Raw genomic sequence first — 24,122 nt, forward strand, 5'->3', positions numbered from 1 at the left:
TGCGGTTCAGCCGATCTGCGCGTTCTTGGAGACGGTCACCTGGTCGATGTCGGAGGTCCGTACGGTCACGGCGACCTCCCAGTCGCCGGCCATCGGGATCTGCACTCCGCTCGCGGACCAGTGTCCGGTGGTGATGTGGTCGGGGACGACGGGGAGCGGCCCGATGTCCTTGGATTCCAGGGTGAGGGCGACCTTCACCTCGGGGATGTCGAGGGGGCGGCCGTCCCGGTTCTCGACGTAGACGTGCAGGTCGTTGCCGCCGACGCGGGCGGGGTCGAGGTCGATCCGTACGACGCCCTTGCCGTTCCGGCCGCCGGTGTCGAACGGCATGTCCAGGGTGAGCGTCCCGGACTGCGCGGCGGTCGAGGAGGCCGAGGACGGGTTGGCGGCCTTGGCCTCCTCCTCGGTACGCCCCGGTTCGGTCTGGGTCAGGACGGTGGTGACGGCGAGCAGCACGACGGCGACGCCCGCCTCGGCGAGCACCGAGCGGCGCAGCCCGAAGCGTTGGGGATCGGCGTCCCGCAGCCGCTTCTGCCGGGCGGCGTCCATCGCGGCCCGCTGCCGGGCGAGCTGGGCGGCTCGCTGTGAGTTGCCGGCCGCCTGGGCATCTCCTCCGGCGGAGGCGGCGACCTGCTGCTTCTCCCGTTGACGGGGTACGGCGGGCGCCGTCTGCGCCAGCTGGGCCGTCCACCGGCGGGACAGGTAGGCGATGCCGACGAGGACCGCCACGAGCCCGATCTTGACGAGCAGCAGTTGTCCGTAGCGGGTGTCGGTGAAGGCCGTCCAGGAGCCGAGCTGGCGCCAGGACTGGTAGGTGCCGGTCAGCACCAGGGCGACGACGCTGCCGAAGGCGACGCGGGAGAACCGGCGGACGGCGGAGGCCTCGACCGGTGTGTCCGCGGGCGCCCGGTACAGGCTGACGAGCAGGGTGGTGAGTCCGCCGAGCCAGGCGGCGACGGCCAGCAGGTGCAGGACGTCGACGGGCATGGCGAGGCCCGCCTGGAGTCCGACCGAGGCGTGTTCGGACATCGCCCAGGTGGCGGCGAGTCCGGCCGCCACGACGGTGCCGCCGACGGCGAGTCCGAAGGTGAGGTCCCGCTTCTCCTCCTTCTCCCGCTTGTCGTACGCACCGAAGAGCACGGCGATGAACAGCGCGGCCGCGGCGAGCAGCAGCAGCCGGGAGACCAGTGCCGCGCCCGACTTCGTCTGCAGCACCTGTCCGAGCAGGCTCAGGTCGAAGACGTCGCCGAGCCTGTTGGAGCCGGTGTAGGAGCCGCGCAGCAGGAGCAGCAGGAGGGTGGCGGCGGTGAGCGCGAGCCAGCCGGAGACGACGAGGCGCTGCACCGCGCGTACGCCGGAGCCGCGCGGCCAGCAGGCGAGCACGAAGGCCGCGCCGCCGGCCAGTACGACGAAGCCGGCGTACGACACGTACCGTCCGAGGCCGTAGAGCCAGCCGACGATTCCGTCGCCGGTCTCCTGGCCGGAGACGGAGACGGAGGTCTCGGAGGGCGCGCCGACGGAGAAGGTGTAGGCACCGGAGACGGGGTGGCTGTCGGCGGACACGACCTGGTAGCTCACGGTGTAGGTGCCGTCGGGCAGGCCGGCGTGGAGTTTCACGGAGTAGGTGGTGCCGCCGGTGCCCTTCGGGCTGCCGCTGTCGACGCGCTTGCCGTTGGGGTCGAGGACGCGGAGGGAGTCGTCGTCCAGGGAGACCGATTCGGAGAAGGTGAGCGACACCTGGGCCGGGGCCTTGTCGACCACCGCCCCCTGCCGGGGGTCGCTGCCGGTCAGCGCGGCGTGTGCGGAGGCCGGGCCGGCGCCGGCGAGCAGGGCGCAGGCCGCGGCCAGGAGCAGCAGCACCAGGGTCCGGACGCGCGGGGCGGTGGTCTGCGTCAACGTGGTGTCCTCCCTCAGTGTCCGGAGTGTTCGGCGGTCGGGCGGTAGGTGGCCGCCTTCACCGGTATCTCGACGGTGACGGGGTCGGAGTGGGCGAAATGCAGCTCGACGGAGACCGTCTCGCCCTGCTTCGGCCGGTGCTTCAGCTTCTCGAACATCAGGTGGTTGCCGCCGCTTTCGAGCACGAGCCGACCGTGCGCGGGGACCGGGAGCGAGTCGGTCTCCTTCATCGTCCCGTCCGCGGTCTCGTGCATGCTGACCTGTCCCGCGTCGCTGGTGACGGAGGTCAGCTCGTCCTCGGCGTCGCCGTCGTTGGTGACGGTGAGGAAACCGGCCGCCATCGAGTCGGAGACCGGCTGCGGCATGTAGGCGGAGCCGACGGAGAGGTCGGCCCCGGCGTCCGGGCCGGAGTCCTCCGAGCCGCAGCCCGCCAGGAGCAGGGCGCCGGCCAGGGCCGCGGCGGCTACCGCCGGCCCCCTCACGGGTTCTCTCCCTCGACCAGCTTGGGCAGGTCCTCGGTGTAGTCGTCGACGGTGGCGTCCTCGCCGTAGAGGACGTATCCCGCGTCGGTCTTCGGGGAGAAGGCGACGACCTGGGTGCCGTGTGTCGAGACCACCTTGCCGTCCTTGTCCTTGGTCGGCGGGTCGATGGAGATGCCGAGGGTTCGGGCGCCGGCCTGGATGGTGGCGAAGTCGCCGGTCAGCCCGACGATCTGGGAGTCGATGCCCTTGAGCCACGTGCCGAGCGTGGCCGGGGTGTCCCGCTCCGGGTCGGTGGTGACGAACACGATGCGCAGCTTGTCCTGTTCGGCCTTGGGCAGCTGCTTCTTGGCCACGGCGATGTTGTTCATCGTCAGCGGGCAGACGTCGGGGCAGTGGGTGTAGCCGAAGTAGATCAGGGTCGGGCTGCCCGCGGTCTGCTCGCGGAGGTCGTACTTCTTGCCCTGGGTGTCGGTGAGGACCAGGTCCGGCTTCTCGAACGGCTTGTCGAGGACGGTGGCGGCCTGCTGGGAGGTGTCCTCGGAGACCACGGTGGCGGGCGGCTTGTCGCTGTCGGTACCGCTGCCGCAGGCGGTCAGGGTGAGGGAGGTGGCGGCGAGCAGGGCGGCCGTCGCCGCGAACGTCTTCTTGCGCATAGAAAAATGTCCCAGATGTGAGGTGCTCCGGTGCGCACCGGGGTGCCCCGCAGTGGGCGGGGCCCCGGTGCGCACCGGACGTGAGGGTGTCTCAGGCGTCGTTACGCCGAGGCCCCGGTGCCGCGCCGGCGGCCGGCGAGCACGCCGTAGGCGACGCCCGCGGCGCCGACGACGATGCCGACGACGCCGAGGACCCGGGCCGTGGTGTCGGTGCTGTCGGAGGAGTCGGCGGAGGAGTCGGCCGCGGTGTTCTGGGCGGCCGCCTCGGTGTCGTCACCGGCCTTGGCGTCCGACGCGCCGTGTCCGTCGCCCTCGGCGGCGGACAGCTGGAGCACGGGCGCCGGGCTCTCGGGCTCCTCCTGGCCCTCCTGCGGCACCTCGATCCAGCGCACGACGTCCTTGTTGGAGTACGTCTGGATCGCCTTGAACACCAGCTGGTCGGTGTCCTCGGGGAGCGCCCCGACGGAGACCGGGAACTTCTGGAAGTAGCCGGGCTCGATGCCCTTGCCGTCGGCGGTCCAGGTCACCTTGGTGACGGCCTCGGTGATCTGCTCACCGTGCATCTCGAGCGGCTTGTCGAGCTTGGACTTGGTGACCTTGGCGGTCCAGCCGGGGACCGGCTGCGGCATCACGGACGCGAGCGGGTGGTCGGTGGGGAAGTTGACCTCCAGCTTGGTGGTGGAGGCGTCGTCGCGTTCGTTGGGGACCTTGAAGCCGACGACCGCGTAGCCGCCCTTGGCGGCCGTGCCCTCCGGCTGCACGGTGACGTGTGCGAGGGCGGGGGCGGACAGGGCGAGGACGGCGGTGCCGGCGAGGGCGCCGACGACGGCGATTCGGGAAGCCTTCATGGGCAGGAGCACTCCGCTTCGAGTGAGTTCCGGTGATGAGAGGGATGCGCGCACGCGCGCGTGCCGCACGACGGCGGCCCCTCTGCGGACTCCGGCCGGAGGCGGAAGTACGGGGTGGTCGCGTCGTGTCAGGCGGCGAGGGCGAACGCGGCGCTCGGCGGGCCGCGCCTGATCACCGTGTGCTGGAGTGCGGTGGTGCGCAGCCGCGGCGGCACGAGGAACGCGGTGCACGGCAGCCGCGGCCCCGTCCCGGGTGCCCCCGGCAGCCCCGCCCGCAGGGCGCGGACCAGCGCGAGCGCCCCGCGCAGGGCGCGTACGAGTGCCCCTTCGGTCACCGACTGGGCCGAGTGCGCCGACAGTTCGACGAGCCGCGCCAGGGCCAGGTCGCCGCGGCGCAGCAGCCAGCCGGCGGCCAGGGCCGCGAGGACGTGGCCGAGGAGCATCGGCAGCGACGGCAGCAGGGAGGCCGAGGAGCCGGCCGTGGTGGACAGGGCGTCCGCCGGGTGGTGCGTGGCGCCGGCGTGGGCGGCGGTGTCGGGGACGACCCGGGCGTCGGTGAGGATCCGCTGGGCCTGGGCGGGGCTGATCGCCGCCGCGGTGGTCCCGCACACCAGTCGCGCGGCCTGCTGGATCAGCGAGGCGTCGGACAGGGATCCGGTGCCGCCCGGGGTCGTCGTGCCGGAGGCCGCGGCCGCCGTGGCGCCGTGCTGGCCCAGTCCGAAGAGCGTGTGCAGCGCGGTCTGACCGGCCATGAGCAGTGCCGCGATGCCGGGCAGCGAGCGTTCGCGTCCGGCGAGCGGGACGGCGACCAGGACCGCGCCGAGGAATCCGGCGCCCAGCGACCACAGGGGAACGCCGGCGCACGAGGCGAGGCTGTGCCCGGCCGCGGCCAGCACGACGCAGACCGCGGCGAACACCGCGGCCCGCAGTATCCGGAGGTCGGCTCCGGAGCGCGCCGTGCGCTGGTGGGGGGCACTCATGGCGGGCTCATCATCGCACTGGCACCGCCACCGCCGTACGGCAGGTCCGCAAGATGCCGTACGACCGGAAGGTGTCCCTCTGGTACGTCCCGCCCCACATACACCGATCGGCGGCAGGGCGCATCGGCCGTATGGGCGGTCTCACGCCGACTGTGTGCTTACGCCCGCGCACAGGGGGCAATACGTAACGGTATGTCGAGCCGCGGCCGGGAGGCTGGAGCATGAGCATCTGGTGGTCACTCCATCTGCGGCGCGAGGCTGCGAGCGTGCCCCTGGCCCGGCGCCTGCTGCTCGGCACGATGGAGACCGCGGGCGTCGACCCCGAGATCTCCTACGACCTGTCCGTCGCCCTGAGCGAGGCCTGTGCCAACGCCGTCGAGCACGGCGGGGAGGAAGCGGCCGGCACGACCTCGCAGGCGTACCGCGTCACGGCCTACCTCGACGGCGAGCGGTGCCGCATCGAGGTCTCCGACGAGGGCCCCGGCTTCCCCGCCGGCGCCTTCGGCCGCACGGGCGGGCCGTTCCGCTCCGCTCCGGCCGACGCCGAGCACGGCCGCGGCCTGTGTCTCATCCGGGAACTCGCCGATCACGTCCACATCGGCAGCGCGCCGGGCCGGGCCGGGGCCGTCGTGAGCTTCGACAAGATCCTCAAGTGGCGGAAGGACGCTCCGCTCGTGGCCGTGTAGGCGTGCGCCGTGGGACGGCACCTCTGACACACCGATGGCCGGGCACCGCACGGTGCCCGGCCATCGCGCGCGGTGTCAGCCCTTCAGGGCCGCCATCCACTCCTCGACCTCGTCCGACCGGCGCGGCAGCCCGGCGGACAGGTTCCGGTTGCCGTCCGCGGTGACGAGGATGTCGTCCTCGATGCGGACGCCGATGCCCCGGTACTCCTCGGGCACGGTCAGGTCGTCGGCCTGGAAGTACAGGCCCGGCTCGACGGTGAGCACCATGCCGGGCTCCAGCGTGCCGTCCACGTACGTCTCCACCCGGGCGGCGGCGCAGTCGTGGACGTCCATGCCGAGCATGTGACCCGTGCCGTGCAGCGTCCAGCGGCGCTGCAGGCCCAGCTCGAGCACCCGCTCGACCGGGCCCTCGACGAGGCCCCACTCGACCAGCTTCTCGGCCAGCACGCGCTGCGCGGCGTCGTGGAAGTCGCGGTACTTGGCGCCGGGCTTCACGGCCGCGATGCCGGCCTCCTGGGCCTCGTACACGGCGTCGTAGATCTTCTTCTGCAGCTCGCTGTAGCGGCCGTTGACGGGCAGCGTGCGGGTGACGTCCGCGGTGTAGTACGTGTGCGTCTCCACGCCCGCGTCGAGCAGCAGCAGGTCGCCGGAGCGGACCGGGCCGTCGTTGCGCACCCAGTGCAGGGTGCAGGCGTGCGGGCCGGCGGCGCAGATGGAGCCGTAGCCGACGTCGTTGCCCTCCACGCGCGCGCGGAGGAAGAACGTGCCCTCGATGTAGCGCTCGCTCGTCGCCTCGGCCTTGTCGAGGACCTTCACGACGTCCTCGAAGCCGCGCACGGTGGAGTCGACGGCCTTCTGCAGCTCGCCGATCTCGAACTCGTCCTTGACCAGGCGGGCTTCGGAGAGGAAGACGCGCAGTTCCTCGTCGCGCTCGGCGGTGACCTTGTCGGTCAGTGCCGCCTCGATGCCGGCGTCGTAGCCGCGTACGACGCGCACCGGGCCGGTGGCCTCGCGCAGGCTGTCGGCCAGCTCGCGCACGTCGGAGGCGGGGATGCCGTACAGCTTCTCCGCCTCGGTGAGGGAGTGGCGGCGGCCGACCCACAGCTCGCCCTGGCCGTCCAGCCAGAACTCGCCGTTCTCGCGGTTGGAGCGCGGCAGGAGGTAGATCGTCGCGGTGTGGCCCTCTCCCTCGGGCTCCAGCACCAGGACGCCGTCCTCGGTCTGGTTGCCGGTGAGGTAGGCGTACTCGACCGAGGCGCGGAAGGAGTACTCCGTGTCGTTCGACCGGGTCTTCAGGTTGCCCGCGGGGATCACCAGGCGCTCGCCGGGGAAGCGGGCGGAGAGGGCGGCGCGGCGGGCGGCGGTCTCGGCGGCCTGGGGGATCGGCTGCAGATCGTGCAGCTCGGTGTCGGCCCAGCCGGACTTCATGTTCTCGGCCAGCTCGTCGGACACGCCCGGGTACAGGCCGTTCTTGCGCTGCTTGATCGGCTCTTCGGACTCGGTCTCCGGGGTCTCCGGGGTGAGCTCCTCCGCCACGGTCATCCTCCTTGATACGGCACTGGACCACCCCCCATCGTACGGTCGTGCGGAAGGGGGCCCGGGGCCGGAGGACCTGTTACACCGCGCGTCACTCTCCGCGCTGCGGAGCTGACGGTGTCCGTACCGGACTTACGCGAACCGGACTCACGCGAACCGGACCTATTCGAACCGGACCGCCAGCAGGACGACGTCCTCCTCGGAGTCCTCCTCGGCCAGTCCGCCGGGCAGCATGGTGCGCAGCACGTGCTCGGCGACGGCGTCCGGGTCGTGGCGCGCGGCCCGGGGCAGGCCGGCCGCCGCCGCGTGCAGCCGGGCGAAGGCGCGGTCGGCCGAGTCGCCGGTGCGGTGCAGCAGCCCGTCGGTGTACAGCAGAACCGTCTCTCCGGGGACGGCGTGGACCTCCACGCTGGGCGCCTCCCAGCAGGAGAGCATGCCCAGCGGCGCGGAGACGGAGGTCTCCACGAACTCCGTGCGCCGCTCGCCGATCAGCAGCGGCGGACTGTGCCCGGCGCCGGCCAGGGTGATGCGGCGCAGCGCGGGTTCGCAGTAGCCGAACAGGGCGGTGGCCGAGCGGGCGGGCTCGGTGAGCCGCAGCAGCAGCTCCAGGTCGGACAGGACCGCGACCGGGTCCTCGCCCTCCATCACGGCGTACGCCCTCAGGGACGCGCGCAGCCGTCCGGTCGCGGCGACCGCGCTGGGCCCGGAGCCGGTCACGGACCCGACGGCGAGGCCGAGGGCCGCGTCCGGCAGCGCCAGCGCGTCGTACCAGTCGCCGCCGCCCCGCGGACCGGCGCGGCGCCGGGCGGCGAGCTGGACCCCGGGGATCCGCGGCAGCCGTGAGGGCAGCAGCTCCTCGGTCATCGTCGCCATGCACGCGCGCGTGCGCTCGACCTCCAGGAGCCGGGCCAGATGCTCGGTCGCGAACCGGGCGTACAGCCCGACGAGGTGCCGACGGCGTTCGTCCGGCTCGGCGGGCTCGTCGTAGAGCCACACGGCGGCGCCGAGGCGGCCCGCGCCCTCGGTGGACAGGGGGTGCGCGTAGCTGGCGGCGTAGCCGAGGCGGGCGGCGACCTCGCGGTGGCGGGGGTCGAGGCCCTTCGCGGCGAACAGGTCGGGCTCGGCGATGCCGTGTTCGGCGCCGGACCGTCCGGGCGGGGTCTCGAGGAGCCGCCCGTACGGCATCGAACTGCGCGGCACGGTCTCGATGTGGCCGAGGTCGGCGCGGGCCAGCCCCAGTCCGACGGTGGTGTCGGGGCCGAAGCCGTCGGTGGGTTCCAGTACGACGAGACCGCGCCGGGCGCCCACCAGGGCGGCCCCGGCGCGCAGGAGTTCCTGGAGTCCTTCGGCGAGGGAGCTGGTGCGGGCGAGGCGCTCGGTCAGCTCGTGCAGTGTCGTCAGGTCCGAGACCCAGCCGGCGAGCCGGTCCTGGAGCAGGGCGCCCGGGGCGTTTTGCGGCGCGACCGGGGAGGTACCCGCAGCGGCGGACGCGACAGTGTGTGCGGGTGACGGAACCGTTGAATCGATTCCGGCCACTTTCGCAGGGTGCGGGGCGTTCATGGCGTCCGGCCTTCCGACCGGTGCGTACTGCTCAAAAGCATCGCAAACCCCCATGTCATTCTGCGCCGCTAGCAGTGTCTCCACATGTACACGCACTCGTAAGGAGATGTCCAGCATTGTCCTGCCGGGATTCCTGGTGTCTATGAGGCCCAAGTGACCTCCTTCTCGACCCCTTGCGGAATAGCGAAGTTGGCTTGAAACTGCCCCAGAGGACGTCTTGTTGCGGTCTTCTGGGGGTGCTCCACGGAGCGTCACAGCGGTCGTGATGGGTACGTACTCGGTGAAGGCCAGGGGTGGTTGGGAGCCATCCGGAACCTGGTGACGGACCCGGGCGTCCTATCCACCGACGACCGTGCCCCATCCTCCCGTGGCGGAGGCGGAGAGAAATACCGCGGGACGGCAAACGCCAGACTTCGCCACCCCCGCGCCACGCCCATGCTCTTGATGGACGCAGTATGGACGGGACCGCCGCGGACGCAGTCAATGCTCGGCCCATAGGGGTTGCCCTTGCCTTCGGCAGGGATGTGATGCGCCAACAGCTACGCACAGCGAAGTGATCGACACATGGTGTGATGTGACCACGGTGTTGCCAGGCGTGCAACGGAAAGGAACGAGCGCTCATGCGCGAGATCCTCGGAAGGCGACGCAGGCTCCTGTCCCAGCGCGGCGACGGGAGGCCTGACCCGATCGGCGCGGCCCTGACCTACGCGACGCAGTGGCAGTGGCCCGTACTCCCGGGCGTGGCGGCCGACCCGCAGGCGCGGTCGCGCTGCGGATGTCCCGACCCCGAGTGCACGGTGCCCGGTGCCCACCCCTTCGACCCGGGCCTGCTCGCGGCCACCACCGACGCCCGCATGGTGCGCTGGTGGTGGGCCAACCGGCCCACGGCGCCGATCGTCCTGGCCACCGGGGGCAAGGCCCCGTGCGCGGTGTCGCTGCCCGCCCTGCCGGCCGCCCGCGCCCTCGCCGCGCTGGACCGGGCCGGTCTGCGGCTCGGACCCGTCGTCGCCGCGCCCACCCGCTGGTCGCTGCTGGTGAAGCCGTACTCCATGGAACAGCTGGGCGAACTGCTCTACGCCAAGGACTTCGTCCCCGGCTCCCTCCGCTTCCACGGGGAGGGCGGTTATCTCGCGCTGCCCCCGTCCGGCACCGGCCGGGGTGCCGTCCGCTGGGAACGGGCGCCGCTGCCCGGCTCGGCCACGCCCTGGGTGCCCGACGTCGAGGCCGTGGTGGACGCGGTGGTCGACGCCCTCACTCGTACGGGTGTGAGCGCGCCCGAGTTGTAGGGGTGTCGGGCGCGCACGCAAGTCGGCGCCCGTCCGCGCTCGTTATCGTCCGGTCCATGCCGCTTCATGCTCGGAAGCACAGCGCCGCGGGGCCGCACCGCGGCAGCCCGGACCACCACAGGTTCCGGCTGTTCGCCCTCGTGGGCGTGGTGGTGTGCGCGGTCGTGCTGCCGTTCGCCGTGGCATCGGCGGGTCCCCCGGGCGGCGGGGAGGGCGAGGGCCTGCGGGCCGTCCGCCTGCTGCCGCAGGGTGACGAGCGTGCCGACGGCGCGCCGGGCGACGGTGGGGGCGGCCCGGTGCCGGGCCGGATCGACGGCAAGCCCGCCGACCGGATCGCGGGCGGTCCGCTCCCCGCCGAGCCCGCCCGCTCGCCTCTGGGACTCGGTTCGGCCACCGCCGTGCGCTGCGGTCCCGAACTCACCTCGCCCGGGGGCATCGAGGCGCAGACCTGTGTCGTGACGCAGGCAGCTCGGACCTGGGCGCGGACCTACTACCGCAACGCGACCGGCGAACCGCTGGAATCGGTCCTGAGCCTCATGGCGCCCGACGGCCGCAGCGTGCGGATGCGCTGTGCGGTCGGCGCCGAGGACGAGCCGGGGACCTGCGAGACACCCCGGGAACGCACCACGGGCGAGCCGGCGGCGTACGACGCGGTGGCGGAGTTCGCGAGCCGGGCCGGGTACGGGCCGCTGCTGTTGCGGGCCGGGAGCAACTTGCCTGCGGAAGCGGACAGTTGACGGGCGGCTGCGTTCCGTGAGCGGCCGGGGGCATGGAAAGACCCGGTTGCTGGCGACGGGGGATGCACCAGCAACCGGGCTACTCGAACGGTAACAAGAGATCGCCGGTTAGCAAATTCGATCTCCTTGTTTCCGGTCACCGACTTGCTTGTTTCCGCCGGGAGTTGCGATCTGCTGTGACGGGAGTCACTGTTCGTCGCCCGGTGGCCCGGCTGATCGGTCGGTCAGCCGGACCGGTGCCACGGGCCGTGCCTCAGCTGAGCGTGACCTGCCGGTTGGTCAGTCCGCCGCGGGCCCGGCGCTCCTCGCCCGTGAGCGGCGCGTCCGAGGCCAGGGCCTCGGCGAGGCGCTCGGCGAACTCGGCGGCCGGCTTCTCCACGTCCTGCGCGGTGACCCCGCTCGGCAGGTCCCAGACGGGGACGGTGAGGCCGTGAGCGCGGAAGGAGCCGACGAGACGGGTGCCCTCGCCGAGGTTCGACCGGCCCGCCGCGTGCAGCCGGGCGAGAGCGTCCAGAAGCCGCTCCTCCTCGTGGGGCATGACCCAGCGCAGGTGGTTCTTCTCCGGCGTCTCGCACCAGTAGGCGGCGTCCAGGCCCTGCAGCCGGACGGTCGGGATCGCCGCGGCGTTGGCCCGCTCCAGGGAGGCGGCCACCTCCGGCGTGGCGTTCTCCGGGTCCGGGACCCAGAACTCGAAGCCCGCGTGCACCTCCGGCACGAACGCCCCCTCGGGCGCCAGCAGATCCTGCAGTCGCGGGCCGTCGGCCGGCGCCCGGCGGCCCTGCACCGGCGTGCCCGGCGCGGCGGTCAGGGCCCGCTGCAGGGTGTCGGCGAGGTCGCGGCTGATGTCGCCCGACGCGGTGTCGTTCTGCAGGCCGAGGAGCACCGAGCCGTCGTCGCGGCGCAGGGCCGGCCAGGCCATCGGCAGCACCGTGGCCAGAGTGACCGACGGGACGCCCTCGGGGAGGCCGTCCTTCAGGGTCAGCTCGACTGTGGCCGCCGGCACGAGCTCGCGCAGCGCGACCCAGTCGCACTCGCCGGGCAGCCCCTCGAACGGGCGCTGCACCAGCTCGGTCGCGGCCTGGGCGGCGGCCCGGCCGTGGCAGGCCTTGTAGCGGCGGCCGCTGCCGCAGGGGCAGGGCTCGCGGGCGCCGACAACCGGGATCTCTCCGTCGAGCTGAGGGCGCTTGGCCTTCGTCTGGGGTCGCTTCTTGGCCATCGTGGGTGTCTCCCGGTTACGGCTCTTCTCGTACGGGCGCGAGCCTAGCCGTTCACACCCTGGCCGACGGGATCCTGTGGACAACGGGCGGCCCGTGGCGTCCGTGTCCCCGCCGGCCTCGCTCGACGCGTCGACGCGGGCGGCGATCGAGGAACTGCGCGGCATCCCGCAGGAGGGGGTCGACTGCGATGCCGCCGTCGCGGCGTGGGAGTACGCGCTGCGGGCTCCGGACCGGGACGGGCCGCCGGTGTGGCTGGACGCCGATCTCATGCCGGGCGATCTGCGGGCCGACGGCGGCCGGCTGTCCTCGGCGATCGACTCCGGGAGCCTGGTTGCCGTGGTGCGGGCGCCGGGTCAGCCCAGGTCGTCGAAGGCGTCGGCGAAGTCGAGACCGGGAATCTCGGACACCGGCGGTGCCGCGACCCGCGTGGCGAAGTCGTCGCGGCGGTGCCCGGCGTCCGGGTCGTGCACGTCGTCGTGGACGACGACCCACACCGTGACCTCACCGCGTGCGTCGTCCCGTACGCCCCAGTCTTCGGCCAGCGCGGTGATGATGTTCAGCCCCCGGCCGCCGTGCGCGGTCACCGAAGGGGTCGCGGGGGCCGGGCGGGTCGGGCCGCCGCCGTCCGTGACCTCGACGACGAGCCGGCCGCCCGAGTCCACCTGCCACGCGGCGCGGACGTCGCCGTCCCCGGCCAGGGCGTCGCCCAGTGGCCGGCCGTGTTTGCACGCGTTGCTCAAGAGTTCGGAAAGGATCAGTACGGCGTCGTCGATGACCGATTCCGCTACGCCGCCCTTGCGCAACTGATCACGCATGCGGTGTCGTGCTTTCCCCACGCCCGCAGGGCCATGGGGTACGGCCATGCTCGACGACGTGGGCACCTCCTGTGCCACCACCAACGCCACCCCCGAGACCTCCTTCGCCCCACGCCACGGTGTGGATGCCCCATCGGCCTGAGCCGGAAACCGGCCGGTCCCCGTACGGTGACGCATTCGACACGGTCGAACACGGACCGAACGCGCCGGAGCACTCCCTGTAGTCGCGTGGCTGGATTTCGACGGTGCGGCCGCGGCGGAGAACCCGGCGGACGTGCCGCCGGGTCGGGGCTTCGGGGCCGGTCAGCGGCCGAGCCGTTCCCGCACCGCCCGCGGCCGGTTGGTGATGATGGCGTCGACGCCCAGACCGACGCAGAGATCGACGTCCTCGGGTTCGTTCACGGTCCACACGTGCACCTGGTGGCCCGCGGCCTTCAGGCGCTCGATGTACGCCGGGTGGTTCCGCACGATCCGGATCGAGGGACCCGCGACCCGGACACCGGCCGGCAGCCGCCCGTCACGCAGCCGGGGCGAGACGAACTGCATCAGGTACACCGTCGGGAGGTTCGGTGACGCGGCCCGTACCCGGTGCAGTGAACGGGCCGAGAAGCTCATCACCCGCACCGGGGAGTCGGCCGCGGACGCCGGGGCGTCGAGGGCGAACCTCTTCAGGAGCAGCAGCAGCCGCTCCTCCACCTGGCCCGCCCAGCGCGTGGGGTGCTTGGTCTCGATGGCCAGCTCCACCCGCCGGCCCGCGTCGGACACGAGTTCCAGCAGTCGCTCCAGGGTGAGGACGGAGGTCTCCTCCCGGTCCTCGGGGCGGTGCTCCCAGTCGGGCTCCTCGTCGCGCGTGCGCCAGAACTCCCGGGTCTTGCGGGCCCCGAAGTCCAGGGCGGCCAGCTCGGCGAGCTCCAGCGCCGAAACCGCGCCGCGGCCGTTGGACGTGCGGTTCACCCGGCGGTCGTGGACGCAGACGAGATGCCCGTCGGCGGTCAGCCGCACGTCGCACTCGAGGGCGTCCGCACCCTCCTCGATCGCCTTCTTGTACGCGGCCAGAGTGTGCTCGGGAGCCTCTTCCGAGGCCCCTCGGTGGGCGACGACCTGGATCCGGTGCTGTCGTGCGTGGGTCACCGCGTCATGGTGCCACCGCGCGGGGGCATACGTCCGCTCGGGAGGCGTCCGAAGCCCGCCCGTTTAGTCTTGGATGGCCGGTATAAGGAACCGCCGCGGGTCCACAGGGACCGCTTATGGTGCTCTGACGGCCCGTGGGAAAAGCTGGCGGCATACAAAAAGGCATGCACAGCCCGACAGCCGTGGATCGAGGAGAGAAGCCGTGAACACCGAGAACGAGGGCACCGCGGTACCCCCGGCCCCGTCTGCACCCCCCGTGCCGGTGGAATCTCCCACAGCCTCCCCCGAGCCGCCGGCACCGGCCACCGGCGCGGCGACGACACCGGCGCACGCCCCCGGAACGGCGGACCGGCCGCCGGCGCCTGCCGCCGGGCCGCCGAGCGGTGCGCCCCAGGCACACGCCTCCCACGGGCACCCGGGACACACGCCCCACGGACCCGCCGCCCAGGGCTCGGCGCCCGACGCCTCCTGGCCACCGCCCCCGCCGCCGGCCGGCCCGTCCTACGGCGGCGGTGGCGACGGCTCCAGCGGCGGATGGGGAGCCTCGTACCAGCCGCCCGCCCCGAAGTCCGGCCGCGGCCGCGGGGGCATCGCGGCGATCCTGGTCGCCGCGCTGGTCGCGGGGGGAGTCGGCGGCGGACTCGGCTACACCCTCGCGAGGAACAACGACGAGACCGGTTCCACGACGGTCTCCGCCCCCGACTCCGGCGGCTCCTTCAAGCGGGATGCGGGCACGATCGCGGGTGTGGCCGCCAAGGCGCTGCCCAGCACGGTCACCATCGAGGCCGAGGGCAGCAACGGCGAGGGCGGCACCGGCACCGGCTTCGTCTTCGACAAGCAGGGCCACATCGTCACCAACAACCACGTGGTGGCGGAGGCCGTCGACGGCGGGAAGCTGAGCGCGACCTTCCCCGACGGCAGGAAGTACGACGCCGAAGTGGTCGGCAACGCCCAGGGCTACGACGTGGCGGTCATCAAGCTCGAGGACACCCCGTCGAACGTGCAGCCGCTCACCCTCGGCAACTCCGACAAGGTCGCGATCGGCGACAGCACCATCGCGATCGGCGCTCCCTTCGGCCTGTCCAACACGGTGACCACGGGCATCATCAGCGCCAAGAACCGTCCCGTGGCCTCCAGCGACGGCAGCGCCAGCAGCAAGGCGTCCTACATGAGCGCCCTGCAGACCGACGCCTCGATCAACCCGGGCAACTCCGGTGGCCCGCTGCTGGACGCGCAGGGCAACGTGATCGGCATCAACTCCGCGATCCAGTCCACGAGCAACGGCGGCTTGGGCGGCACCGGCCAGGCCGGCTCGATCGGCCTGGGCTTCGCCATCCCGATCAACCAGGCCAAGTACGTCGCCCAGCAGCTCATCAAGACGGGCAAGCCGGTGTACGCCAAGATCGGCGCCTCCGTCTCCCTGGAGGAGACGACGAACGGCGCCCAGATCACCGACCAGGGCGCAGGCGGCTCCGAGGCCGTCGAGGCCGGCGGTCCCGCCGCCGACGCGGGCCTCAAGCCCGGCGACGTCATCACCAAGCTCGACGACCGGGTGATCGACAGCGGCCCGACCCTGATCGGTGAGATCTGGACCCACAAGCCGGGCGACAAGGTCACGGTCACCTACGAACGCGACGGCAAGGAGCGCACGGTCGAACTCACCCTGGGCTCCCGGGTCGGCGACAGCTGACCCACCCGCGGGCGCACCGACCCGCTACCCTGGTCCCGCGCCGCCGATCACGGGCGGCGCGGGGAGGTGTGCCCGAGCGGCCTAAGGGAACGGTCTTGAAAACCGTCGTGGCAGCGATGTCACCGTGGGTTCAAATCCCACCGCCTCCGCTTGTTGAGCCGAGAGAATGGTCCCTGACCTGGGTAGTTGGTCGGGGGCCTTTCGCATGCGTGGACCCTGTGACTGCCCTGTGTCCCCCGTGGTCTCCCGTTCGATCGGGCACGGCTGGGGCACGACGACGTCCTGCGGGCCCGAGGTTTCGGCTCAGGCCCCCGTAGACGGGATCGACCTCCGCGTACGTCGTCGGACTGCGTAGCCTCCGATGCCGACCAGGGTCAGCACGATCCCGAGGCTCCCGAGCGTCGCCAACACCGTCGGCACGGTGGAGTCCTCCAGCACCCGTCCCTGCACTCCAGAGGCCGCGACACTGCCTGACCGCTCGCCGAGGTGGAAGCGCGAGTCGTTGGAGTTGTCCCGGTGGTCGCCCAGCAAGAACAAACGTCCGTCCGGCACCGTCACGTCGTACGGCTTGACCGTCGGGTTGTCTTCGTTGTCCGTCGCGTACGGCTCGTCGACCGGCTTTCCGTTCACCGAGACCCGGTTCCCCTCACCCGCCACGTGATCGCCACCCATCCCGATGACCCGCCGCAGCAGCGGTCCGAGCGGAGTGTGCTCGGGTGCCTCGATGAGCAGGACATCGCCCCGGTGTATTTCGCTCGCGTCGATCCGCTCCAGGAACAGTCGATCGCCCTGGCGGTACGTGGGTGTCATCGAGTCACCCATGACCGTGGCCATCCTGTAGTTCGCGAGCGTGTACGCGATGGTCCCCACCAGGAGGGTCAACCCGAGTGGTGCCAACATCCAGGCCGCATCTCTCCACCTGCCGACTGCTCTTCGCTGCCGCATGATCTTCCCTCTTCGTGAACCGCCCGACGGCTGTGCGGGCCAGCAGAGGCTATGCGGGACAAGCCGCAAGCGTCGTACCGGTCGCTGACCAACTCGCGGATCGATCCGGCGCTCGGCGACCGCGAGTTGTCGAGCCGGCGGCCGATCACGGTCGCTGAGCGGGTGGCAGCGATGTCACCGTGGGTTCGAATCCCATCGCCGCCGCAGTGAGAGAAGGGGGTGTCCCGCCGGGGCACCCTTTCGGCATGTCCGGGGCTGTGACAGGGATGTGACCGGAGGTGTGGCTTCCGCCACGGTCGTGGGGTGTCCGTCCTGGTGGGGTGGGGTGATGAGAACCTCCCTGCCCCGCGCGGCCCTTGGGGCGCTGGCCCTCGCCGTCCTGCTCGGTGGCTGCGGCACGCCGACCGCCGCGCCGGGAGCCAAGGGGGCGGGACCGTGCGGAGCGGAGACTGCTTCCGGTGTGCCGGGTCCCGCTGCGGGCGCCGGGGGGCCGGCGCAGGACGGAGTGCGGGTCGTCGGGACGGTCGAGCAGGCCCGTGACGGCGCCTCGTCGTGTGTCGTGGCGTACTCGGTGACCAATCGGGAGGCCGAGCCCTTCACGTACACCATCACCTTCACCCTGACCGACGCGCAGGGCGGGGCGATGTCGAACACCGAGGAGACGGTGGCCGCCGTGGGTGCGGGCCGGACGGTGGGGCGCACCCTGGAGCCGGTGTCCGGCCGTGTCGAGGCCGGGCAGGTGCGGATCACGGACGTGAAGCGGGTGCCCTCGGACGAGGCGCCGGCGCCCGCGGGTACCTGCCCGCCGTCCGGGGTGCGCCTGACCGCCGACGACGGGGACGCGGCCATGGGGCTGCGGGTCGTGGGACTGCGACTGGAGAACTGCGGCACCCGTCCGTACTCCCTCGACGGCTACCCGGTGCTCGGGCTGCTCGACGAGGACCACGAGCCGGTGGACGGGATCGGGATCGTGCGCGGCGGTGAGGGCGTCGCCCTGGTGGACGGGTTCGACGACCCGCCCCGGCCGGTGACGCTGCGCCCGGGCGAGGCCGCCTCGTCGGGTCTGATGTGGCGCAACACCACCGGTTCCGGCGAGGCGGTGAACGTGCCGTACGTCAGGGTCGGGGCCCGGCCCGGCGCCGACCCGGTGATGGTCGCGCCGGACCTCGACCTCGGCACCACGGGGAAGCTCGGCGTCAGCGCGTGGCGGAAGGACGCGGCGAGCAGCCCGCCCGCCCGGCCCCGGCCCTGAGGCGCCCTGCACGGCTCCACGTCCCGCGCGGTCTCTCGGGTCCCGATGCGCACGGCGTCGACCGATCCGCACGGGTGGGCCGACGCGGCGCCCGGTGACGGCCCGGGGCAGCGGCGCGGCCGGCGCTCCGGGCCGCTCGTGCGTGTGCCGTGGGCTCAGGGGCGGTGGCCCGTCATCCGGGCCGCCGAGGCGATCGTCGCGCGGGCCTCGCGTTCGGACAGGCCGGTGCCCCGCGCCGCGTCGACCAGCGGGTCCACGAGCGCCGGACCGATGCCGTCCTCGTAGGCGCGGCAGGCCGCCCAGAACAGGCGGGTGTTGCGCTGGCCCTCGTGGGCGGCCAGGACGAACTGCACGAGGCCCTGGCCGTGTCCTCCGGTCACCGGCGGGGCCGGCCGGTGCGGGCGGGGCGGCGGGAGGAGGAGCCGGAGCAGGGCGGGCGGGCAGGGCGCCGGGCCGAGGTGCGCCGTGCCCGGGGCGGTGGCGTACGCGCCGTGCCCGGTGCGTGAGCCGGGGCCGACGAGGTAGCCGCCGGCGCCCCGGATGTCGATGCCGGGGGCGAGACGGCCGGCCGAGTTGGGGACGACGACGTCGGGCGGGCCGCTCAGCCACAGGTGGCGGCCGCCGCTGGGGGTGAGGACGACCACCGTGGGCGGGATCGTGAACAGGTGCCGCAGGGCCAGTTCGCGCAGGGCGGCCGAGGAGTCGGTGCTCGACTTCGTGTCCAGGTCGACGCCGATCAGGTGGTGCGGGGGCAGTCCGCAGGCGATGCCGTAGCCGGTCGCCCAGGGCGCCGCGGCGAACAGCGCGCGGATGCGCGCCGGGTCGGTGGAGGCGTCGTAGACACCGTGGCCGAAGCGGCCGCACTCGCCGTGGCAGGGGGCGGCGTCGGGATCGTCGCGGTGGGGGGAGCGCAGGGCCGGGAGCTTCGTCCGGGACAGGGGGATGACGGCCAGCCCGCGTTCGGCGGCTGACAGGGCGTGCGCGAGGGCCAGCGTCGTGGCCTGCCGGTCTGTGGTGGCCATGCTCCCATTTTCGTACGTATGTTCGAGAAAGGGAAGGGGGTCTCGCGCGACGCGCCGAGGGCGGGCGTACGGGCGGCACGTGTGCCGGAACGCTTCACCCCTTGCGGCACTTGGTGAGGAGCTGTCCGTACTGTCCTGAGCTGGGGCGCAAGGGAAGCAAAGGGGTTTATCGACTTGTCCTCACGCTTGAGGGCGAATCAGGGCTTCCGGGGTGGTTCGCCGGGGATCCGGTGGGCAACTCTGATCACGCGACGTCGTGCACAGCGTCGAGGCGGTCGGCCAACTGCCTTGGCATGAGCCCTAGTTCACGTACTTCACGCGTTGTCGGCCGCAAGCCGGTGCGCACTTGTTCTGGAGGAACAACATGGCAAGCATCCGTACCGCCCGCGTCATCGCCGCCGTCGCCGCCCTCCCGCTCGCCGCCGCGCTCTTCAGCGGCGTCGCGACGGCGGACAACGGCGCCTTCGCGGACGACGGATCGAACGCGACCGCTGCCGAGGCCTCCGCGGGCATCATCGGCAGCGGCGTAGGCGACGACAACAACGGCAACTCGTCCACCACGCAGCAGCAGGCGGTCGGCTCGGGCGCGTCGAACCAGAGCAACACCGCGCAGGTCGACGGTTCGGCGTTCACGGCCATCAACCAGGGCAACGACAACACGGCCGTCACCTTCTCGCCGCTGTGGTGGTGAGCTGAGGACCGGTGCGGGTGCTCCGGCACCGGTCCTCACCTTCTGCGCGGGTGTGCTTCATGGGGTCGTACGACGCCTGGGCGGCGGTGCTTCTGCACCGCCGCCCAGGCGTTCGTGGGCGTCCGGGTCCACCCGGCGGCCGGCCGGCCCACCGGCCCCGGCGGTGAAGACCCGCGGCCCCCAGGGGTGAACCCGCACTCCACCTCCTCCGCTCGTCCACCTACAGGAGGTGCAGCAGGCCCCACCCCTACAACCTGAGGGGGACTCCGCTTCGGGACCTGCGGCCGATCCGCGGGCGGGCCCTGCGCTCATAGCGTTGAGCCATGACCACACCCGTCTGCACCAGCGCTTCGAACGCCGCTACAGCAGTGACGCAGACCTTCCCGTACGCGTCGTTCTCGTCGTACGTGAAGGCCCGCCAGCCGGTGCTGCTGCGTACCGCCCGGTCGCTGACCGCGAACCCGAGCGACGCGGAGGACCTCCTGCAGACCGCGCTCACCAAGACGTACGTCGCCTGGGAGCGCATAGAGGACCATCGCGCGCTCGACGGCTATGTGCGCCGGGCGCTGCTGAACACCCGGACGTCGCAGTGGCGCAAGCGCAAGGTCGACGAGTTCGCGTGCGACGAGCTGCCCGAGCCGGAGCCCGTGCCCGGCGGGGACGATCCGGCGGAGCGTCAGGCGCTGCACGACGCGATGTGGCGGGCAATCACCAAGCTGCCGGCCCGGCAGCGGGCGATGGTGGTCCTGAGGTACTACGAGGACCTCAGCGAGGCCCAGACGGCCGAAGTGCTCGGAGTGTCCGTGGGCACGGTCAAGTCCGCGGTGTCCCGGGCGCTGGGCAAGCTCCGCGAAGACCCTGAGCTGGTGCTTGTTCGGTAATGGGGCCCTTTGTGGGCGTCCGGCGGGGGGCACTGTCGGGCACCGTGCGCTGATCGATCACCCGGGAGTAGTGACATACCGCGCGGTATGTGCGCAGAATCAGCGCAACCCTTACCGCCGCGTAGGCAATGTCGCCCCGGGAGGACACCGTGCTGAGCACGATGCAGGACGTACCGCTGCTGATCTCGAGGATCCTGACCCACGGGTCGACGATCCACGGCACCTCCCAGGTGACCACCTGGACCGGTGACGGCGAGCCGCACCGCCGTACCTTCGCCGAGATCGGCGCCCGCGCCGCACAGCTGGCGCACGCCCTGCGCGAAGACCTGGGCGTCGGCGACGACGAGCGCGTCGCGACCCTCATGTGGAACAACGCCGAGCACGTCGAGGCGTACTTCGCGATCCCCGCCATGGGTTCGATCCTCCACACCCTCAATCTCCGCCTTCCGCCCGAGCAGCTCGTCTGGATCGTGAACCACGCGGCCGACCGGGTCGTGATCGCCAACGGTTCACTGCTCCCCCTGCTCGCCCCGCTGCTGCCGCACCTGAAGACGGTCGAGCACGTCGTCGTCTCGGGCCCGGGCGACCGCTCCCTGCTGGACGGAGCCACCGCCCAGGTGCACGAGTACGAGGAGCTGATCGCCGGGAAGCCGGTCTCGTACGACTGGCCCGAGCTGGACGAGCGGTCGGCCGCCGCCATGTGCTACACCTCCGGCACCACCGGCGACCCCAAGGGCGTGGTCTACAGCCACCGCTCCGTCTACCTGCACTCCATGCAGGTCAACATGACCCAGTCGATGGGTCTGACCGACGAGGACACCTCGCTCGTCGTCGTCCCCCAGTTCCACGTCAACGCCTGGGGCCTGCCCCACGCCACCTTCATGACCGGCGTGAACATGCTGATGCCGGACCGCTTCCTCCAGCCGGCCCCCCTCGCCGAGATGATCGAGGGCGAGAAGCCGACCCACGCCGCCGCCGTGCCCACCATCTGGCAGGGACTGCTCGCCGAGCTGACCGCCCGGCCCCGGGACGTCACGTCCCTCACCCAGGTCACCATCGGCGGCTCCGCCTGTCCGCGCTCCCTGATGGAGGCGTTCGACAAGCTGGGCATGCGGGTCTGCCACGCCTGGGGCATGACCGAGACGTCCCCGCTCGGCACGGTCGCCCGGCCGCCGGCCCACGCGGTCGGCACGGACGAGGAGTTCGCCTACCGCCTCACCCAGGGCCGCTTCCCGGCCGGCGTCGAGGCCCGCCTCACCGGCCCCGGCGGCGAACGCCTCCCGTGGGACGGCGAGTCGGCGGGCGAGCTGGAGGTGCGCGGCGCGTGGATCGCCGGCGCCTACTACAACGGTCCCGACGCCGAGCCGCTGCGCCCCGCCGACAAGTTCAGCGAGGACGGCTGGCTGAAGACCGGAGACGTCGGGACCATCTCCCCCGACGGCTTCCTCACCCTCACCGACCGCGCCAAGGACGTCATCAAGTCCGGCGGCGAGTGGATCTCCTCGGTCGAGCTGGAGAACGCGCTGATGTCCCACCCGGACGTCGCCGAGGCCGCCGTCGTCGCCGTCCCCGACGACAAGTGGGGCGAGCGGCCCCTGGCCACGGTCGTCCTGCGTGAAGGCGCCTCCGCCGACTTCACCTCGCTGCGCACCTTCCTCGCGGAGGAGGGCGGGATCGCGAAGTGGCAGCTCCCGGAGCGCTGGACGATCGTCGAGACGGTGCCGAAGACGAGCGTCGGCAAGTTCGACAAGAAGGTGCTGCGCAGGCAGTACGCCGACGGCGAGCTGGACGTCACCCGGCTCTGACCCCCGCGGACGTGCGCCGGCCGGGCGCCTCGGCCCGGCGCACGTGCCCGTTCACCGCTTCCGCACGGCCGTCGTGGCCCACCCCAGCAGCAGCCACGCCCCCGCCACCGCGCACACGCCCGCCCAGCCCCAGTGGCTGAAGGCGGGTCCGGCCAGCGCCGAGGCCAGGGCGCCGCCCGCGAAGCCGGCCACGACGTAGGCCGTGTTGGCGGTGGCGGGAGCGGAGGTGGTGGTCAGCGCGAGGGTCTGGTTGGCGACGTGGGAGGCGACCAGAGCCGCGTGCACCAGGACGGCCGCCGCGCACAGGGCCGCCATCACCTGCCCGCCCAGCCAGAACAGCGGCACCGACACGGCGGCGAGCAGATAGGCGGAGCGCACGACCTTGGCGGCGCCGAACCGGTCGACCAGTCCGCCGGCGAGCGGCGCGACGACACTCGCCGCGAGCCCGAACAGGCCGAACAGCCCTGCCGCGGCGGTGGACATGCCGTAACCGTCACCGCCCTCGGTCAGCAGCAGCGCGAGCGAGGTCCACAGGGCGCTCCAGGCGCCGTACATGCCCGCCTGGCGCACGCACGCGCGCCACAGATCGGGCGAGCGCCGCACGACGGACGGCAGCGCGGCGAGGCCCGAGAGGAGCGGCCCGGTGCGCCGCGGCCGCTCGACGGGGAGCACGGACGCGGTCGCCAGGCCCAGGACGGCGGTCAGTACGGCCGCGCCGACGAACACCACGCGCCAGCCGAAGGCCTGGCCGATCAGCCCGCCGAGCACCCGGGCCGCGACGACGCCGGTGAACAGGCCGGCGATGACGCCGGCGACGTGACGGGCGCGGCGGTCGGCGGGGGCGCGCGCGGCGACCAGCGGGACGAGCACCTGCGGGACGACGGTCGCGGCCGAGGCGATCAGCACGGCGCCGGCGAGCGCACCGGTCCCGGCGGCCGCCGCGCCGACGACCAGGGCCGCGGCGGCGATCAGGGAGAGGACGGCGACCAGGCGCCGCCGGTTCACGCTGTCGCCGAGCGGGGCGAAGAAGAGCAGGCCGGCCGCGTAACCGAACTGGGCGACCGAGGCGAGCCAGGCGACGGCCGACGGCGCGGAGCCGAAGTCGTGGGCGATGAGGGGGAGCAGCGGGGCCGCGAGGTAGATGTTGGCGGCCGTCACGGCGGTGCAGACCGCGATCAGGGGGAGGAAGAGGCGGGAACGGGCGGACGGCTTCTCCCGGCCGGGGGCGTCGTGAGCGCCGGGCGTGGTCCGAGTGGCTGCTGACGGTGACGACATGGGCGGGGCGACTCCTTCGAGCGCGCACTAGCAACTAACTGGTTGGTTGGGACCAACCCCGGGAGTCGGCTCGGCATTCCCCGCACTGTCAACCAAACAGTTGGTTGCTCCGTACGGCTACCCTGTCCCCATGGCAGCCAGGGACCCCGAGGCCACCAAGGCCCGGATCTTCGAGGCGGCGGTCGCCGAGTTCGCCGCGCACGGCATCGCGGGTGCCCGCATCGACCGCATCGCGGCCGAGGCGAAGGCCAACAAGCAGCTGATCTACGCCTACTACGGCAACAAGGGCGAGCTGTTCGCGTCCGTCCTCGAGAAGAAGATGCTCGACCTCGCGATCTCCGTGCCCGTCGACCCGGACGACATCGAGGGCTGGATCGACCGGCTGATGGACTATCACGCCGCCCACCCCGAACTGCTGCGCCTGCTCTTCTGGGAGGGCCTGGAGTACGGCAGCGCGGAGCTGCCCCACGAGACCGAACGACAGGAGCACTACGCCCGCAAGGTCGCCGCCGTGCGGGACGGGCAGGCACGCGGCGTGATCACCGATGCCATCCCGGCGCCCGACCTGCTCTTCCTGCTGGTCGCGATGACCAACTGGGCGACGGTCGTCCCCCAGATGAAGCGCATACTCGTCGGCGGCGACGAGCCGGACGCCGACCGCCTGCGCGCGTCGATCAAGGCGGCGGCACGCAGGGTCGTCGCCCGGCCCTGAGGCCGGGCCTTCGAGGAGCGGG

The 24,122-nt window shown here is 72.5% G+C and carries 22 protein-coding genes, 1 tRNA gene and 2 pseudogenes; 12 read left to right on the forward strand and 13 right to left on the reverse strand.

Going from position 1 to position 24,122, the window contains the following annotated elements; translation table 11 throughout:
- Nucleotides 1–6 precede the first annotated feature (6 nt).
- From IE260_RS07140 to IE260_RS07160, 5 genes are all read right to left on the reverse strand, one after another.
- On the reverse strand, nucleotides 7–1,896 hold the full coding sequence (locus IE260_RS07140; protein ID WP_189869617.1) for a copper resistance CopC/CopD family protein: 1,890 nt from the start codon (nucleotides 1,894–1,896) through the stop codon (nucleotides 7–9).
- Nucleotides 1,897–1,910: 14 nt separating this feature from the next.
- A complete protein-coding gene (locus tag IE260_RS07145; protein ID WP_189869618.1) occupies nucleotides 1,911–2,378 on the reverse strand; it encodes a copper chaperone PCu(A)C in 468 nt (155 codons plus the stop codon).
- Nucleotides 2,375–3,031 carry an SCO family protein gene (locus tag IE260_RS07150; RefSeq protein WP_189869619.1) on the reverse strand — a complete coding sequence of 219 codons (657 nt, stop codon included), beginning with the start codon at nucleotides 3,029–3,031 and terminating at the stop codon, nucleotides 2,375–2,377. Before IE260_RS07150 ends, IE260_RS07145 begins: the two co-directional genes overlap by 4 nt.
- Nucleotides 3,032–3,132: 101 nt before the next feature.
- On the reverse strand, nucleotides 3,133–3,879 hold the full coding sequence (locus tag IE260_RS07155) for a YcnI family copper-binding membrane protein (protein WP_189869620.1): 747 nt from the start codon (nucleotides 3,877–3,879) through the stop codon (nucleotides 3,133–3,135).
- 128 nt (nucleotides 3,880–4,007) lie between these two features.
- Nucleotides 4,008–4,859 carry a hypothetical protein gene (locus IE260_RS07160; protein WP_189869621.1) on the reverse strand — a complete coding sequence of 284 codons (852 nt, stop codon included), beginning with the start codon at nucleotides 4,857–4,859 and terminating at the stop codon, nucleotides 4,008–4,010.
- A gap of 221 nt (nucleotides 4,860–5,080) precedes the next feature.
- Here IE260_RS07160 and IE260_RS07165 point away from each other — a divergent pair, with 221 nt between their 5' ends.
- Entirely contained in the window at nucleotides 5,081–5,545 is a 465-nt protein-coding gene (locus tag IE260_RS07165; protein ID WP_189869622.1) for an ATP-binding protein, read from the forward strand.
- A gap of 75 nt (nucleotides 5,546–5,620) precedes the next feature.
- Here IE260_RS07165 and IE260_RS07170 read toward each other — a convergent pair whose 3' ends face one another.
- The gene (locus IE260_RS07170; RefSeq protein WP_189869623.1) at nucleotides 5,621–7,081 is read right to left on the reverse strand and encodes an aminopeptidase P family protein; all 1,461 of its coding nucleotides are present in this window, start codon (nucleotides 7,079–7,081) and stop codon (nucleotides 5,621–5,623) included.
- A gap of 162 nt (nucleotides 7,082–7,243) precedes the next feature.
- Nucleotides 7,244–8,641, reverse strand: coding sequence for a PP2C family protein-serine/threonine phosphatase (locus IE260_RS07175; RefSeq protein ID WP_229880479.1), 1,398 nt, complete (start codon nucleotides 8,639–8,641; stop codon nucleotides 7,244–7,246).
- Between the two features lie 620 nt (nucleotides 8,642–9,261).
- Here IE260_RS07175 and IE260_RS07180 point away from each other — a divergent pair.
- On the forward strand, nucleotides 9,262–9,927 hold the full coding sequence (locus IE260_RS07180) for a bifunctional DNA primase/polymerase (RefSeq protein WP_189869625.1): 666 nt from the start codon (nucleotides 9,262–9,264) through the stop codon (nucleotides 9,925–9,927).
- A gap of 56 nt (nucleotides 9,928–9,983) precedes the next feature.
- Nucleotides 9,984–10,664 carry a hypothetical protein gene (locus tag IE260_RS07185; protein ID WP_229880480.1) on the forward strand — a complete coding sequence of 227 codons (681 nt, stop codon included), beginning with the start codon at nucleotides 9,984–9,986 and terminating at the stop codon, nucleotides 10,662–10,664.
- Between the two features lie 253 nt (nucleotides 10,665–10,917).
- On the opposite strand, the gene IE260_RS07190 is transcribed toward IE260_RS07185, so the two are convergent.
- Nucleotides 10,918–11,880, reverse strand: coding sequence for a DUF5926 family protein (locus IE260_RS07190; RefSeq protein ID WP_189869626.1), 963 nt, complete (start codon nucleotides 11,878–11,880; stop codon nucleotides 10,918–10,920).
- A 109-nt stretch (nucleotides 11,881–11,989) separates the two neighbouring features.
- Here IE260_RS07190 and IE260_RS41520 point away from each other — a divergent pair.
- A pseudogene (locus tag IE260_RS41520) lies at nucleotides 11,990–12,211 on the forward strand (phosphotransferase); the annotation flags it as partial.
- A 23-nt stretch (nucleotides 12,212–12,234) separates the two neighbouring features.
- Here the strand turns inward: IE260_RS41520 and IE260_RS07195 are convergent.
- Both IE260_RS07195 and IE260_RS07200 read right to left on the reverse strand, forming a co-directional pair.
- Entirely contained in the window at nucleotides 12,235–12,873 is a 639-nt protein-coding gene (locus IE260_RS07195; RefSeq protein ID WP_189869627.1) for an ATP-binding protein, read from the reverse strand.
- Nucleotides 12,874–12,999: 126 nt separating this feature from the next.
- Nucleotides 13,000–13,827, reverse strand: coding sequence for a glycerophosphodiester phosphodiesterase (locus tag IE260_RS07200; protein WP_189869628.1), 828 nt, complete (start codon nucleotides 13,825–13,827; stop codon nucleotides 13,000–13,002).
- 202 nt (nucleotides 13,828–14,029) lie between these two features.
- Between IE260_RS07200 and IE260_RS07205 the strand changes: the two genes are divergently transcribed.
- Nucleotides 14,030–15,517: a S1C family serine protease gene (locus IE260_RS07205; protein ID WP_189869629.1), complete on the forward strand. Its 1,488-nt coding sequence runs from the start codon at nucleotides 14,030–14,032 to the stop codon at nucleotides 15,515–15,517.
- Nucleotides 15,518–15,579: 62 nt separating this feature from the next.
- A tRNA-Ser gene (locus IE260_RS07210) sits at nucleotides 15,580–15,666 on the forward strand.
- A 154-nt stretch (nucleotides 15,667–15,820) separates the two neighbouring features.
- On the opposite strand, the gene lepB is transcribed toward IE260_RS07210, so the two are convergent.
- Nucleotides 15,821–16,417, reverse strand: a complete 597-nt coding sequence (gene lepB / locus IE260_RS07215) for a signal peptidase I (protein ID WP_229880484.1) — start codon at nucleotides 16,415–16,417, stop codon at nucleotides 15,821–15,823.
- A 105-nt stretch (nucleotides 16,418–16,522) separates the two neighbouring features.
- On the opposite strand from lepB, the pseudogene IE260_RS43420 reads away from it, so the two are divergent.
- Together IE260_RS43420 and IE260_RS07220 are read left to right on the forward strand one after the other, a co-directional pair.
- Nucleotides 16,523–16,636 (forward strand): annotated as a pseudogene (locus IE260_RS43420) (tyrosine-type recombinase/integrase); the annotation flags it as partial.
- A 154-nt stretch (nucleotides 16,637–16,790) separates the two neighbouring features.
- Nucleotides 16,791–17,714, forward strand: coding sequence for a DUF4232 domain-containing protein (locus IE260_RS07220; RefSeq protein ID WP_189869631.1), 924 nt, complete (start codon nucleotides 16,791–16,793; stop codon nucleotides 17,712–17,714).
- Between the two features lie 155 nt (nucleotides 17,715–17,869).
- Here IE260_RS07220 and IE260_RS07225 read toward each other — a convergent pair whose 3' ends face one another.
- Nucleotides 17,870–18,736, reverse strand: coding sequence for a bifunctional DNA primase/polymerase (locus tag IE260_RS07225; protein WP_189869632.1), 867 nt, complete (start codon nucleotides 18,734–18,736; stop codon nucleotides 17,870–17,872).
- Nucleotides 18,737–19,100: 364 nt separating this feature from the next.
- On the opposite strand from IE260_RS07225, the gene IE260_RS07230 reads away from it, so the two are divergent.
- The 3 genes from IE260_RS07230 to IE260_RS07240 all read left to right on the forward strand — a co-directional run bounded on the left by IE260_RS07230 (nucleotide 19,101) and on the right by IE260_RS07240 (nucleotide 22,113).
- Nucleotides 19,101–19,427: a hypothetical protein gene (locus IE260_RS07230; RefSeq protein WP_189869633.1), complete on the forward strand. Its 327-nt coding sequence runs from the start codon at nucleotides 19,101–19,103 to the stop codon at nucleotides 19,425–19,427.
- Between the two features lie 323 nt (nucleotides 19,428–19,750).
- On the forward strand, nucleotides 19,751–20,308 hold the full coding sequence (locus IE260_RS07235; protein WP_189869634.1) for a SigE family RNA polymerase sigma factor: 558 nt from the start codon (nucleotides 19,751–19,753) through the stop codon (nucleotides 20,306–20,308).
- Between the two features lie 128 nt (nucleotides 20,309–20,436).
- The gene (locus tag IE260_RS07240) at nucleotides 20,437–22,113 is read left to right on the forward strand and encodes a long-chain fatty acid--CoA ligase (protein ID WP_189869635.1); all 1,677 of its coding nucleotides are present in this window, start codon (nucleotides 20,437–20,439) and stop codon (nucleotides 22,111–22,113) included.
- Nucleotides 22,114–22,164: 51 nt separating this feature from the next.
- Here the strand turns inward: IE260_RS07240 and IE260_RS07245 are convergent, their stop codons facing one another.
- Nucleotides 22,165–23,388 carry an MFS transporter gene (locus tag IE260_RS07245; protein WP_189869636.1) on the reverse strand — a complete coding sequence of 408 codons (1,224 nt, stop codon included), beginning with the start codon at nucleotides 23,386–23,388 and terminating at the stop codon, nucleotides 22,165–22,167.
- A 130-nt stretch (nucleotides 23,389–23,518) separates the two neighbouring features.
- Here IE260_RS07245 and IE260_RS07250 point away from each other — a divergent pair, with 130 nt between their 5' ends.
- Nucleotides 23,519–24,100 carry a TetR/AcrR family transcriptional regulator gene (locus IE260_RS07250; protein WP_189869637.1) on the forward strand — a complete coding sequence of 194 codons (582 nt, stop codon included), beginning with the start codon at nucleotides 23,519–23,521 and terminating at the stop codon, nucleotides 24,098–24,100.
- The last annotated feature ends 22 nt before the right edge of the window (nucleotides 24,101–24,122 follow it).

It is taken from the genome of Streptomyces viridiviolaceus (assembly GCF_014650995.1).
Taxonomy (GTDB): domain Bacteria; phylum Actinomycetota; class Actinomycetes; order Streptomycetales; family Streptomycetaceae; genus Streptomyces; species Streptomyces viridiviolaceus.